This is a genomic window from Salinibacterium sp. 10G20-15 (assembly GCF_057365065.1).
The window spans coordinates 1,488,008-1,502,069 of record NZ_CP195118.1 but is presented as its reverse complement, the minus strand read 5'-3'; the positions used below and the strand labels follow the sequence as shown (position 1 = coordinate 1,502,069).

At 61.8% G+C, this 14,062-nt stretch carries 11 protein-coding genes; 5 read left to right on the top strand and 6 right to left on the bottom strand.

The features are described 5' to 3' along the window. Window positions 1–19 precede the first annotated feature (19 nt). The 5 genes from ACR3YK_RS07140 to ACR3YK_RS07120 all read right to left on the bottom strand — a co-directional run bounded on the left by ACR3YK_RS07140 (window position 20) and on the right by ACR3YK_RS07120 (window position 5,551). Window positions 20–1,129 (bottom strand): DUF2510 domain-containing protein, encoded by a 1,110-nt coding sequence (locus ACR3YK_RS07140; protein ID WP_486174239.1) that lies wholly within the window; start codon window positions 1,127–1,129, stop codon window positions 20–22. A 205-nt stretch (window positions 1,130–1,334) separates the two neighbouring features. Then, complete coding sequence (locus ACR3YK_RS07135; RefSeq protein ID WP_486174238.1) at window positions 1,335–1,778, bottom strand: SseB family protein; 444 nt, start codon at window positions 1,776–1,778, stop codon at window positions 1,335–1,337. A gap of 12 nt (window positions 1,779–1,790) precedes the next feature. Continuing rightward, window positions 1,791–2,408, bottom strand: a complete 618-nt coding sequence (locus ACR3YK_RS07130; RefSeq protein WP_486174237.1) for a hypothetical protein — start codon at window positions 2,406–2,408, stop codon at window positions 1,791–1,793. 26 nt (window positions 2,409–2,434) lie between these two features. Continuing rightward, window positions 2,435–2,938, bottom strand: a complete 504-nt coding sequence (locus ACR3YK_RS07125) for an amino-acid N-acetyltransferase (protein ID WP_486174236.1) — start codon at window positions 2,936–2,938, stop codon at window positions 2,435–2,437. Between the two features lie 135 nt (window positions 2,939–3,073). After that, the gene (locus ACR3YK_RS07120; protein WP_486174235.1) at window positions 3,074–5,551 is read right to left on the bottom strand and encodes an ATP-dependent Clp protease ATP-binding subunit; all 2,478 of its coding nucleotides are present in this window, start codon (window positions 5,549–5,551) and stop codon (window positions 3,074–3,076) included. A gap of 195 nt (window positions 5,552–5,746) precedes the next feature. Here ACR3YK_RS07120 and ACR3YK_RS07115 point away from each other — a divergent pair, with 195 nt between their 5' ends. Then, window positions 5,747–6,613 carry an HAD family hydrolase gene (locus ACR3YK_RS07115; protein WP_486174234.1) on the top strand — a complete coding sequence of 289 codons (867 nt, stop codon included), beginning with the start codon at window positions 5,747–5,749 and terminating at the stop codon, window positions 6,611–6,613. Window positions 6,614–6,691: 78 nt separating this feature from the next. On the opposite strand, the gene ACR3YK_RS07110 is transcribed toward ACR3YK_RS07115, so the two are convergent. Continuing rightward, entirely contained in the window at window positions 6,692–7,762 is a 1,071-nt protein-coding gene (locus ACR3YK_RS07110) for a hypothetical protein (protein WP_486174233.1), read from the bottom strand. 123 nt (window positions 7,763–7,885) lie between these two features. Between ACR3YK_RS07110 and ACR3YK_RS07105 the strand changes: the two genes are divergently transcribed. The 4 genes from ACR3YK_RS07105 to ACR3YK_RS07090 are packed head-to-tail and all read left to right on the top strand — an operon-like array spanning window position 7,886 to window position 14,045. Continuing rightward, complete coding sequence (locus ACR3YK_RS07105; protein ID WP_486174232.1) at window positions 7,886–10,558, top strand: ABC transporter substrate-binding protein; 2,673 nt, start codon at window positions 7,886–7,888, stop codon at window positions 10,556–10,558. A 3-nt stretch (window positions 10,559–10,561) separates the two neighbouring features. After that, window positions 10,562–11,551, top strand: a complete 990-nt coding sequence (locus ACR3YK_RS07100; RefSeq protein ID WP_486174231.1) for an ABC transporter permease — start codon at window positions 10,562–10,564, stop codon at window positions 11,549–11,551. Next, window positions 11,548–12,405 carry an ABC transporter permease gene (locus ACR3YK_RS07095; protein ID WP_486174230.1) on the top strand — a complete coding sequence of 286 codons (858 nt, stop codon included), beginning with the start codon at window positions 11,548–11,550 and terminating at the stop codon, window positions 12,403–12,405. The genes ACR3YK_RS07100 and ACR3YK_RS07095 overlap by 4 nt, the downstream gene beginning before the upstream one ends. Further along, window positions 12,402–14,045 (top strand): ATP-binding cassette domain-containing protein, encoded by a 1,644-nt coding sequence (locus ACR3YK_RS07090; RefSeq protein ID WP_486174229.1) that lies wholly within the window; start codon window positions 12,402–12,404, stop codon window positions 14,043–14,045. The genes ACR3YK_RS07095 and ACR3YK_RS07090 overlap by 4 nt, the downstream gene beginning before the upstream one ends. Window positions 14,046–14,062 lie beyond the last annotated feature (17 nt).

Here is a 14,062-nt window from a genome sequence, read left to right as displayed (position 1 = left end):
AACTGTGGAAGCCGAGTGGCTAGCCGAACAAGGTCCAGAGACCCCAGTCCTCTACGCGCCAGCTGATCCAGCCGTTTTCGCGCTGCAAGCTCACCAGAATCGAGTCGCGCTGACCGTTGTCTGGCTTCACTGCGCGACACGTGAAGGTGTCACCGATAAGAACCGGCGGAGTTGCCGGGCAGTCGAGTTCGATGTTGGCGCCGAGCGTTGCCGCCTGAGCCTGAATCGAATCCTCGATCTGAGTGCTGAAGGTCTGCGGGATGAGCGAAATGATGAGACCCGGAAGGATCAGCATTCCGATCACGAGCGAGACGAGAGTTGCCGACCAGGTAGCGATCGGGGCGATGCCCTTACCGGTCTCGCGCATTGTGCGGATACCGCGCATCACGAGGTAGACCGGTGCAGTCAGGAACGCCCAAGCTGCATTCGCGGGGCGTTCGTGGCCCCACACCTGAAGCAAGAGGTTGTCGTAGGCGGCTAGGCCGAGAACCACGATGTACGGCGCGACCCACACCACGAGGAGCAGCGGCAGGTTATTACCGAGGCCTGCACCTGCGATGAGGAACATGGCGCTCAACAACTGCACGAGAGGCAGGATGGCGATAAGCCAGACAGCCGCGTTGTAGGTACGGTGTTGGCGAATCTCGCGTTCGGGAGCTTCTTCTTCGGCGTAGGCGCTCAGCGTGGATGCACCAGGCATCGTGTTCGCGTGAGCGGTGGCCGACTTGGGAAGCAGTTGAGGCTCTTCGGCCTCACGAGTCTCATCGGCGGGAGCTTCAAGCTCGCGCAGTGTCATCGCGAGCAATGGCTGGGCGCTTAGCTCGTCGTGAACAGGAGCGGTCTCGGGTTCGGGCTCAGCGTGAGTCTCCGTCGAGAGGAAACCCTCGGAAGCGTCGCGTTCGCGATCCCGCTGTTCACGGCGTGAAGGGAACCCACCGATGTCCTCGTTGAAATCGTCTTCGTCGTCATCAGCGAAGGCCAGCTTGGTCGCCGACGGCTGTACAACGATAGGGGCACGGGCATCTGAGGTGTGCTCAGTCCAGGCTTGGGCATCCCACCAGCGCAACTGGGGCAAGCCCAGAGGGTCTGGGTACCATCCCGCTGGCACACCGAAACTGTTGTCTTCCACGTGGAACAGAGTAACCGGCACAGACGGGGGATAGAAAGGCCTGTTTATAACATTGATGTTCGCCTGAGTCTGGATGTAACCCTAAAGAGTGCCGAAAAGGGCCCAAAATGGTCTATTTTGGCCACTTTGTCCCCTGAACTGGGTCAGCGTCTCGGCCAACCGAGTAACACTCAATCAGCGCGCCGTGAGATTTTCGCGACGCCCGTCACGAAAGTGTCAGGGCATCCAGAATGTCCTCTGGCGACGCTTGCATCGTATGAGGGCCTGCGACATCGAACCACACTGACTCGAGAACGCCCTTATTCGTCTCCAAGAAAGCGCGCAAATCGTCCGCCCGATAAGCGACAACCTGGTGGTCTGATTCCTCCGGGAGCATGGCGACGTAGGTATCCACCGATGAGAACAACAGCAGCATGTACTTGTCCGCGTCACCGCGCCGAAACACGCGCACTTGCGGCTCGGCCCCGTGGGCATCGTCTGCATCGTCTGCATCGTCTGCATCGTGGTTGACATCGACGAGCATCGGAACCATGACTCGGTCATTTCGGAGCGCAAGAGCCACCGAAGCGGGATCACCGGCCGCGAGGGCCTGCGCGAGCATGGGGGAACTGAATTCGGCGCTCTGCGCCGCGGAGGTTGAAGAAGCCATGACCTATCCGGGTTAGTTCAACAAGAACTGTTTGGTGCTCTCTGAGCTGATGTCCCCGACGGAAACCTGAAGGTGGTAACTGGCACCACCGGCCGTCACAGCGGGGCGGTCGGATTCACACGTGTCTGTTGCCGAGCGAGTACGATCCCACTCAATCGAGCTCGATTGCACAGAAACTCCGGGTTGGAGCACGACGGTTGTCGGTTCCCCCTCGGTCTGGCAGTGCTTGGAGTTCCAGACTTCGTCGTCACCAGTCGTAATCACGAACTCTTGGATGTCACTGCCAGCCTCGACGACGCACGGCTCTGTCATGGTGCTCTTGAGCGAGAACGACAACTGAGGATTCTCGCCCTCGTCGTAGCTTGACGCATCCGTGACCGCTTCAAGGGTGAGTTTGGCTGGATCACAAATAACCGAGCCTGAGGCATCCGTAGCCGCCGGAGTGCTGGATGCTGCGGCCGATGGCCCCGTGCTTGCGGAAGTACCGGAGGGGTCCGTCGATGCTTTCGGACCAAAGATGATCAGCAGGATGATCGCGATCACAGCAAGAAGCCCAAGCCCGACGATCAAGCGCCGGCGCCAATAGACGCTGCTCGACTGCGGGCCGACAGGATTCCTAAACGTCGACATACCGCAAGGCTAAACGTCTCGGGCCACTAAAGGTGCTTCAGCATGCGCGTGTTGCCGAGGGTGTTGGGTTTTACCCGGGAAAGATCCAGAAATTCGGCCACGCCCTCGTCGGGAGAGAGCGCTAGCTGGGCGAATACCGCCGGATCCACGATTTCTTCCTGTACCGGTTCGAAGCCGTGCCGCTGAAAAAAGGCCGTCTCGAAAGTGAGACAAAACAGGCGGTCGAGACCGAGCGCGCGTGCATCCGCTTCGATCTGATCGAGCAGCGCATGGCCTACGCCCCGGCCGAGCCACTCGGAGGTGACGGCAAGGGTGCGAACCTCGGCCAGGTCTTGCCACATCACGTGCAGGGCACCACATCCAATGACCGAACCATCGGGGGCGACGGCGACGCGAAACTCTTGCACTGCTTCGTAAAACACCACGAGGTCTTTGCCGAGCAAGATGCGCTCATGCACGAGTGGCTCAACAAGGCTCTGAATGGCCCGTACGTCGTGCGTGCGTGCCGGGCGGATGCTGAAGGTGGTCACGCAGTAACGCTACCCCTCAGGGGGCCGCAAACGACGAAGCGGCTGCCCAACACCCGAAGGTGTCGCGCAGCCGCTCTCGTGTGGCTAGTGCCGCAGTCGCTCAATCAGAGACTTAGGCCTCGCTTATTCAGAGGATTAGGCCTCGACCTCGGCCGGTTCCTTTTCGGGCAGGCCCGGCTGGCGGCTCGTAACAAAGACGAACTCGTTGTCAACGAAGTCGACGTGCACGTGGTCACCGGCGTTGAGCTCACCGTGGAGAATCTTCTCGCTGAGGGCGTCTTCCACTTCGTGCTGCACTGCGCGACGAAGCGGTCGAGCACCGAGAGCGGGGTCGAACCCGACTTCGATGAGGCGCTCCTTGGCGGGAACGGTGATCTCGACGGTGAGGTCGCGATCCATCATGCGCTCGGAGAGTCGCTTGATGAAGAGGTCGACAATTTGGAGCAGCTCTTCCTTGTTGAGCTGCGGGAACACGATCGTCTCGTCAACGCGGTTGAGGAACTCAGGCTTGAAGTGCTTTTTCAACTCTTCGACAACCTTGCCGCGCATGCGGTCGTAGCTGGTCGAGGAGTCGCCTTCCACCTGGAAGCCCATCGGGCCGGCGGTGATGTCCTTGGTACCAAGGTTGGTGGTCATGATGATGACGGTGTTCTTGAAGTCAACCACGCGACCTTGGCCATCGGTCAAGCGACCCTCTTCGAGGATCTGCAGGAGCGAGTTGAAGATGTCGGGGTGAGCCTTCTCGATCTCGTCGAAGAGCACAACGCTGAACGGCTTACGGCGCACCTTCTCGGTGAGCTGGCCACCCTCTTCGAATCCCACGAATCCGGGAGGGGCACCAAAGAGTCGCGAAACGGTGTGCTTCTCGCCGTACTCACTCATGTCGAGCGAGATCATGGCCGACTCATCGTCGAACAGGAACTCGGCAAGGGCCTTCGCGAGCTCGGTCTTACCCACACCGGTCGGACCGGCGAAGATGAACGAACCACTCGGACGGTTGGGGTCCTTGAGGCCAGCACGCGTACGGCGGATGGTCTTGGAGAGAACCGAGATGGCTTCCTCTTGACCAATGACGCGCATGTGGAGTGCCTTCTCCATGAAGATAAGGCGGCTGGATTCTTCTTCGGTGAGTTTGAAGACGGGGATGCCGGTTGCTGCTGCCAGAACTTCGGCAATTAGACCTTCATCCACGATTCCGCTCGCGCCGACGTCGCCAGACTTCCACTGCTTCTCGAGGCGCAGGCGCTCTCCGAGCAGCTTCTTCTCTTCGTCGCGCAGGCTTGCAGCCTTCTCGAAGTCTTGGTCTTCGATAGCGCCTTCCTTCCGCGCGCGAACGTCGGCGATCTTGTCGTCGAATTCGCGCAGCTCGGGAGGTGCCGACAGGATCGACAGACGCAGGCGTGCGCCAGCCTCGTCGAGCAGGTCGATGGCCTTGTCGGGCAGGAAACGGTCGGCGACGTAACGGTCGGCGAGGTTCGCTGCGGCAACAATGGCACCGTCGGTGATGGATACCTTGTGGAACGACTCGTACTTGTCGCGCAGTCCCTTGAGGATGTTGATGGTGTGCGGCAGGTTAGGTTCGTGCACCTGCACGGACTGGAAACGGCGCTCAAGCGCGGCATCCTTCTCAAAGTGCTTGCGGTATTCGTCGAGGGTCGTCGCACCAATGGTCTGGAGCTCACCACGAGCCAGCAGCGGCTTGAGGATGGAGGCGGCGTCGATGGCCCCTTCAGCAGCGCCGGCACCGACAAGGCTGTGGATCTCGTCGATGAAGACGATGATGTCGCCGCGGGTGCGGATCTCCTTGGTGACCTTCTTGAGGCGCTCTTCGAAGTCACCGCGGTAGCGGCTACCGGCGATGAGGCTTCCGAGGTCGAGCGAGTACAGCTGCTTGTCCTTTAGCGTCTCGGGAACGTCGCCAGCCACAATCGCGTTGGCGAGGCCTTCAACGACAGCCGTCTTTCCGACGCCGGGTTCACCAATGAGCACGGGGTTGTTCTTGCTGCGGCGGGAGAGGATTTGCATAACGCGTTCCATCTCCTTTTCGCGGCCAATTACGGGGTCGAGCTTTCCATCGCGAGCCGCCTGAGTGAGGTTGCGGCCGAACTGGTCGAGAACCTGTGATCCCTTATCGGGGGCTGACTCGTTGCCGCCAACGGCAACCGCTTCCTTGCCCTGGAAGCTACCGAGCAGCTGGATGACCTGCTGGCGAACCTTGTTGAGGTCGGCGCCGAGTTTCACGAGCACCTGAGCGGCAACACCTTCACCCTCGCGGATGAGGCCAAGCAAAATGTGCTCGGTGCCGATGTAGTTGTGACCGAGTTGCAGCGCTTCACGCAGGCTCAGTTCAAGCACCTTCTTGGCACGCGGCGTAAAGGGAATGTGCCCGGTCGGCTGCTGCTGACCTTGGCCAATAATGTCTTGCACTTGTTCGCGCACGGAGTCGAGTGAGATACCCAGCGACTCAAGCGCCTTAGCGGCAACACCTTCACCCTCGTGGATGAGGCCGAGCAAAATGTGCTCGGTGCCGATGTAGTTGTGGTTGAGCATCTTGGCCTCTTCTTGGGCCAAAACGACTACCCGACGGGCGCGGTCGGTAAATCTCTCAAACATCTCTTCACTCCTTAGATACCGCTACAGATTCGGTACCGATGTAAAGAGACTAACGACAGAAATCCTGAAATAGTCCGCTGTTCGCCCTAGGCGTGACTGTGCAATCCGACGACCGCAGAGAACCCAAACACAGCAGCATGCGCACTCAATCTTGAGTAGTCTGACATCATACGAATATTCCCCTAAGGAGATCCATTGACTCGCCAGCTCGTTGTAAGCGACCTTGACGGAACACTACTGAATTCAGCCAAGAGCATCAGCGCGTTTAGCGTCGAAGCAATCAATCGCTTCATCGATGCCGGAGGGCTATTCACCGTCGCCACAGCTCGCATGGAGTTTGGCGCGGCACCCAGAATCTCCGGCATCAATCTCACGACCCCGAGCGTGGTCATGAATGGTGCCGCGATCTACTCCTTTCCCGAGCACAAGTACGTCGACTCTTTTCCGATCTCGGAAGAGGACACCGCTAGGATTTCCGCCCTCGTGAGCGAAGCCGGGGCAGGGGCATTCTTCTATCGTCTCGGTTCACAGGGGCTTCGTGTCCACTACGCCCGCGAAGAGGATCTCGCGTTCACGCAATATGCCAGTCAGGCCGCGACCGATGCGGGGATCGAATTTATTGGGCCTAGCCGCGCGCAGCCCACCGACTCACATGATCTGATCTATGTCGCCGTTGTGGGGACAGCAGCCCAGCTGCACGAGGTCGAAGCGCAATGCACGCTGATCTCCGGACTTTCCGCCATCGCGTACGAAAACGTGTATACCGGCACGCGCTGCTTGGAAATCGCGAGCAGCAGCGCCGGGAAGGCGAACGCCCTCAAGCGGCTGATGTCGCTTACCGGAACGAGCAGCCTTGTCGCCTTTGGTGACGGCGACAACGACCTCGAGATGATGGCACTGGCGGACCACAGTTTCGCACCATCGAACGCCTCAGCCGTGGTGAGGGCAGCTGCAACGCGCGTGATTGAAACAAACGATGAGGACGGGGTGGCTCAGGAAATCACGCGCTGGAGCAATCCCGAACATCCCCTTCACGTGCCTGCATTCGCGCCGGCGCGTTAGCTCACGATGCGCCACGGATAATTCGTGACCCACGCGTGGGTTTCGCCCTCTCGACCTGCGCAGGAAGTGAGCGACTCTTTACGGAAAGCACGCTCCGGGGCCTGCACCATCGAGCAGTTTGGTGCCGGAGGACACGACATCCTCGAAGAAAAGGTCATCGTCGGCAGTGCCCTCTACCGAGCCCTTGCAGACGGAAGTGTGCATCCAGAAACCCCGACCACTCGTGGCGAATTGAAAATTGACTTCCTCGATTTCGCTCGTGCGAACTGCAGCGCGAATGGCGTCGCTCCGCGAGTCATCGGTGTATTCATTGCTCGAGACGACAACCGACCCGAGGCCTTCGTTAGCGCCAGCTGGCATCCAGGAAACGTGGAACCCTTCCGGAAAATCCGCAGCCCCAGCACTGGGCTCTGACTCGGTTGGGTAAGAAGAAAGGGGCAGGATCTCGCGCAGATCACTGACCAGCTCGACGAACGTCGATGGCGCAAGCTCCTCCGAAGACTGGATGCCCGCAACCTGCCAGTAATTCGGAATGTCATCGTCGACAACAGCCACAGCGCGAAGGGCGGCGTAGTTCTCGATCACGAGATCAGTTGCGTCATCTAGATCTGACTCGCGCGGGATTGCGATCGAACGCATTCCCACCGCTCCCGTACCATCCGCCAAGAGCTCAACCCAGAGCTCGGTCTCGACCGCCGCAGAGGCAGCCCGCCAGAATTCGAGGTTCTCGACAAAGGAGTCGTTCGTGTCAGGGATCGCCCACAAGTCAAAACGTCCCGCGGCGTCGCCCGAAAGCTCGATACTGGCGTGAGGTTTCACCGCAACCTGTTCGATTGCGCCGAAGCCGTCGCGCAGGGCATCCGAAAGCCGCTCCAGTTGGCGGTCATCAATTGTCGACGCAGCGGTGACCTCAATTCGACCAAGATCGCCGAGAAGCGTATCTGTCTCGAGTTCGTAGCGTGCCGCCACGACACCATCGAGTCCCTCGAGGTCTGAAACCACCGAAGCGATTGCGGCGTGTGCAAGCACATCCTTACCCGCCGAAGTCACAAGTTCGGACCCCTGATCGACGAGCGAACAGCCTCCTAAAACGAGGGAAAGAGCTACGGCGCCCGAGATAAGTGCGGGCAGACGTCGAGAACTTGTCATGATTTAAGAGTACGTTTCCGGTCGCTATTCGGCCTGCCCCCGAAAGGGTTGCGTCACGCCCCATAGCCAAAGTTAATCATTCCGTAACGTTATGCCGGTGGTGTTTGGCCATAAGGTGTCGTTATGCAGGGCACACCGCACGAATCCGCCAACCTCGACGAACTCACGCGCGCGCTCGACCTTCACATGCTGCGCATCCTCGTCGCCATCCACGACAACGGCAGCGTTTCCGCCGCCGCTCGGCGCCTCGGCTTCAGCCAGCCCGCCATCACTCAGCACCTCAAGCGCAGCGAAGCCCGCCTCAACATCGCCCTCGTTGCGCGCACACCGCGCGGCATGGAACTCACCGAAGCTGGCGCCCTGCTCGCCAGCCACGCTCCGCGCATCGATGCCGCCATCACCGCGGCGGCCAGCGACCTCACCGCTCACCTCGGCCTCGACCGTGGTTCCGTTCGTCTCGCCGCGTTCCCGGCCGCCGTTGCCAGCATCATCGCGCCACTGCTGTCGCGCCTCGATCGTGAGTTTCCGGGCATCCACGTTGAATTCAGCGAAGCCGAACCGGATGCCGCCCTCACCGCGGTCGCCGATGGCCGGGCCGACATCGCGCTCGACTATCGCTACACGAGCGACCACTCGGTGGCATCGAGTTCGCACACGAGCGCCGATGGTCTTCGCTCGCGCTTCTTACTCTCCGAAAATGTGCTCGCGATTGTTCCGCGCGCGATTGCCGACCAGCTCGGCACCACCGCGAGCGTCGCGGGGCTTCTTCCCTTTACATGGATCGGCGGCCCGGCTACCTGCACCGAGCAGCTTGTTACCGTCGCGACCGCCCTCGGCGAGAAGCCCACGCTGCGGCACGATGTGACCAAGACCGACGCGGCACTCGCGCTCGTGGCATCCGGAATCGGCGTGACGTTCCTGTCAGAACTCGCCATTGCCACCACTACTCTGCCCGACGGCGTCGTTGCCCTCGAGTTACAGCCCAAACTTCGTCGACGCATCTATGCGACAACGCTCGACGACTCCGCCGACACTCCAAGCATCGCAGTGGCCCTCCGGCTGCTGGCCATGCGCGAGGTGGCCCGGAAAACCAGCAGTGATCGCGCGGCACTGTCACAGCACTCGCACCTCCAACGCGCGAAATTTGCATCCTCTCCTTTTACACCTCCTGTAACGCTCACCGAAAGGCACGAACTTCGCATGAGATCGACTAACTCCACCCTGGCTAAGGGGGCTCGGGCGTCCACCGTCGCCGTGGCCGCCTCCGCCCTGCTGCTCGCTGGCTGCGCCACGTCGAGCAGCCCGACCGGCGACGGCAACATCGACACCATCACGGTGGCGCTGCCCGGATCACTCTCGAGCCTGTACGTTGGCGCCGAGAGCGGCATCCTGAACTACTACATCGCCTCCATCACTCAAGAAGGTCTCGTCTCGATCGACGCCGACGGTGCCCTGCAGCCGGGCCTCGCCGAATCATGGGACCAGCCGGATGACGTGACCTACGTTTACGAACTGCGCGACGATGCCATGTTCCAAGACGGCACCCCGGTCACCGCCGACGACGTCGTCTTCAGCTTGGAGCAGGCACGCGACGAAACCAGCTCGCCCGGCCTCTCGTACTACTTGGGCGGCGTTGACACCGTCGAGAAGACGGGCGACCGTGAGGTCACCATCACCCTCTCCGCTCCCGACTCGGCCTTCGCCGCCAACATGAGCACGGGTGGCGCCGCCTTCATCACGTCGCAAAAGTTCTGGGAAGAAAACAACGGCGAAGTGGGCACGAGCAGCAGCCTGCTTCTGGGCTCGGGACCTTACAAGGTCACCGAGTTTGTTCCCGACTCACACGTGAACTTCGAGCGCGTTGACAGCTGGTGGGGCGACCTTCCCGAAGTGAAGAACATCACCGTGAAGTTCATTCCGGATGAGGGCACGCGCTTGCTTGCTGCTCAGTCTGGAGACATCGATATCGCGTTCAACGTTCCGCTGGCACAATCCAGCCAGTGGGAAGACCTCGACAGCATGCGCGTCGACTACGTGAACGACCTCTCGTACGTTGGTATGTACTTCAACACCGCCCTCGAGCCGTTCAATGACCCCAAGGTGCGCGAAGCCTTCGCTCACAGCGTTGACCGCACCACCATCGTCGACAAGCTGCTGCGCGGCCACGGCGAAGTTGCCACCGCGATCGCCACTCCCGAGTCCCTCGGCAGCGTCTACAGCGCCGACGACGCTCGCGACCTGCTCTCGACGATTCCGCAGTATCCCTTCGACCTTGACGCCGCTGCGGAAGCCCTTGCCGCCTCCGACTACCCGGATGGTTTCGAGACCGACATGCTGTTCCCCTCGACGGGACAGCAGCTCGGCACCGCCGCCCAGTCGCTCGCCGAGAACCTCTCCAAGATCGGCATCACGCTGAACGTGCGCGAAGTTCCGATCGAGGAATGGCTCGCGAGCCTCGAACAAGACAGCAGCTATGGCGTTGGCCTCATGTGGTACTTCTCCACGCTGGGCGACCCAGCCGAGGTGTCGACCTACATGCTCGGCGACTACAACATCTCGAACTATGAGAACCCGGAAGTTCTCTCGCTGTTCGAGCGTGTTGGCGCCGAGATTGACCCGAGCGCCCGCATCGACCTCCTCATCGAGGCCGAGACGCTGCAGGCCGAAGACGTCATCAGTGTTCCGCTCTGGTGGGGACAGTCCGCCACCGCGTTCTCGAACAACATCGACATGAGCAGCTACAGTTCATTCGCGTTCATCTCGTCGTGGCCGACCCTGCTTACTCCTGCTGGATAATCAGTGACCACTTCCCCGATTGCACGCGCATCACGAGCTCGGCCCCTGGGCCGCATGCTCGTGGTGCGCGTGCTCGGCACCCTCGGAATTCTGGTGGTGCTCTCCATCATCGTGTTCTCGATGCTGCATCTCGCCCCCGGCGATATCGTCAAGAACCTGCTCGGCAACCGGCCATCCTCTCCTGAAGCGGTGGCCGCCATCCGCGCTCAATACAACCTCGATCAGCCGCTCTCCATGCAGTACCTGATCTGGTTGGGCAACGCCCTCACGGGGGACTTCGGGCAGTCCATTCGACTGCAAGACTCGGTCTCCAACGTCATCGGCGCACGCCTCGGAATCACCGCCGCCCTCAGCGGACTCGCCTTCGTGCTCGCGCTCATTGTCGCGATCCCCCTCGGCGTGCAGAGCGCCGTTCGCTCGGGAAGCTGGATCGACCGCTTCGCAACCGGATTCGGAATCGTCGGCCTCAGCGCCCCGACCTTCGCCGTCGGCCTCCTCCTGCTCTACGTCTTCGCGTTCTACCTGCCGATCTTCCCCGTCTACGGAGCGGGCGACGGCGGCCTCGACACCCTCTGGCACCTCGTGCTGCCCGCCATCACCTTGGCGCTCGGGCTCGGCGCGATCATCCTCAAGCTCACCCGCACTGCCATGCTGCGCGAACTCGACAGTGACTATGTGACCTTTGGTCGCGCACGGGGCCTGCCTGACCGCCAAGTACATATGATCGCCCTGCGCAACGCCGCCATCCCGATCGTTACCGGCGCCAGCCTCGTACTGACCTTCTTGGTCGGCGGCACCGTGCTCGCCGAAACCACGTTCGCTTTGCCCGGACTCGGCACCCTGCTGCAAGGCTCCGTGCTGTTCAAAGACATCGCCGTCGTGCAAGCGCTCACCCTGCTGGTGGCCGTGACGATTGCAACCATCGCACTGTTGGCCGACCTCGCCTATATCTTCCTCGACCCCCGCATCCGCGCTAAGGCGGGTGCACAGTGAGCAGCACCGAAGCTATCGTCTTAGCTAAAACACCCCGGCCGCGTCGCCGTTACCCGGTCGCCGTCTGGGTCTCCATCGCCCTGCTGGGTCTTGTGACGTTCTTGGCCATCTTCGGCAACCTCATTGCTCCGGATGCCACCGCCCAGTCGATTCTCGATTCTTTGTTGCCCCCGGGCAGCCCCGGTCACCTTCTCGGCACCGACGAACTCGGCCGTGACGTGCTCGCGCTGACGATCGCGGGAGCATCATCCGCCCTCGTTGGCCCGGTGTGCGTGGCTCTCGGGTCGATGCTGCTCGGCATTCTGCTCGGCACGGTGTCGGGCTACCTCCGTGGCCCGATCGACTTCATCATTGGCCGCTGGACCGACCTGCTCTTCTCGCTGCCGCTGCTGCTCGCCGCCATCGTCGTCGCGGGCGTTTTCGGCGCTGGCTACTGGATGACCGTGTTGCTGTTGATCCTGCTGTTCTCGCCCTCGGACATCCGTATAGTGCGCGCTGGCGTTATGGAGCAGGCCGCGCGGCCCTTCGTGGAGGCAGCCCAAATGCTGTCGCTCTCCAAGACCCGCATCATGTTCACGCAGGTGTTGCCGAACGTCTCGTCGCTCATCATCACCAACTCGATGCTCAACGTGGCCTTCGCCCTCGTGGCGTTCTCGTCGCTGTCGTTCTTGGGCGTCGGCGTTGCCCCCGGCACGGCCGACTGGGGACGCCAACTCACCGACGGTCGCGCGATCATGGTCGACAACCCCGCTGCTGTTCTCATTCCGGCTCTGCTCATCATCGGCGTCGCCTCCGCGGCAAACCTTGTCGGTGATTGGCTCGGCCACATCTTGACCCGAACGGGACGCTCATGACCCAGCTCGACGCCGCGAATGCTCCCGCCGCGGGCACCCCCGCGAACACCACCGCGACCGCGCAAGTGACGGTGACCGGCCTCACCGTCGATGGCCCCGCCGGCGTTGTTGTCGAGCCATTCGACTTTTCCATCGCGCCGGGCGAGACCCTCGCGCTCATCGGCGAATCGGGCTCGGGCAAGACCCTCTCGGCCAAAGCCATCGCTGGGCTGTTGCCTGCCGGCTTCACCGCGCGCGGCAGCATCGAGCTCGCGAGTGCCACGATCGAACTGCCCGCTACAGATGCTGTCTGGCGGGCCACCCGCGGTCGCCGCGTCTCGTTGCTGCTGCAAGACCCCTTCACGAGCTTGAGCCCCGTGCACCGCTGCGGAACCCAAATCGCGATGACAATTCAGGCGGCGAGCGCCACCCGCCTCAGCAAGGCCGAGTGCACCGAACTCGTTACTCATCGTCTAGCCGAAGTGAACCTACCCGCGGATGTCGCCCGCGCCTACCCGCACGAACTCTCCGGCGGGATGCGTCAACGGGTTGCCATCGCGGCGGCCCTCGCCACCGACCCCGAACTGCTCATTGCTGACGAGCCGACTACGGCTCTCGATGCGAGCAACCAGGGAGAGATTCTCGACCTCCTTCGGGGCCTGCAAGAAACGCGCGGCATGGCTGCGCTCCTCATCTCCCACGACCTCGGCCTGGTGCGCGGGCGAGCCGAACACGTGCTCGTGATGCGCCACGGCGAGATCGTGGAGCGCGGTTTCACGAGCTCCGTGCTCCATGCGCCACGCCACCCCTACACTCAGGCGCTCATCGAAGCCGATCCCTCGCTCACCGATCGCTCCACCGGGGTCGTGCGTACGGCATCCGGTGTTGGTACGAGCGGCGACGGGGCGACCGGCGTAGGCGCCGGCGATCTCGTAGTCGCGACCGACGTCACGAAGAGTTTTGGCGACAAGACCGTATTGCACGGCGTGAGCGTCACGGTGGGCCGCGGCGAAACCGTCGGCATCGTCGGCGAGAGCGGCTCGGGCAAGACCACGATCGCGCGCTGCATCGCTGGGCTCGAGCATGAGTCGAGCGGCGTTATTGCTTTCGACGGCGTTGCGCTTGCTCCCGGGCGGGCTTCGCGCACGCCCAAGCAGATGCAGATTGTGTTCCAAGATCCGTATTCCTCGCTCAACCCGATGATCAGTGTCGGGCGGTCGCTGAAGTTAGCGCTGCGCGTGGCGGGTCGTCCGGCATCCGACCTGAATGGTTTGCTGCAACTCGTGGAGTTGCCGCTCGAGTTCGCACGCAAGCGACCGGCTGAGCTCTCGGGTGGTCAGCGTCAGCGCGTGGCCATCGCGCGCGCTCTCGCCGTGCAGCCCGAGTTGCTGATCTGCGACGAATCGGTGTCGGCGCTCGACGTATCGGTGCAGAAACAGATTCTCGACCTGCTCGCGAAACTGCGCGTCGAACTCGGCCTCTCGATCCTGTTCATCTCGCACGACCTTGCGGTGGTGCGTCAGCTCGCCGACCGCGTGTACGTGCTGCGTCACGGCGCCGTTGTGGAGTCTGGCCGGTGCCACGACGTACTCAACGCCCCGACTCATCCTTACACTCAGGCGCTCGTTGCAGCGTCGATTCACGAAGCACCCACTCACTGAGCACGGCGCCACAAGCG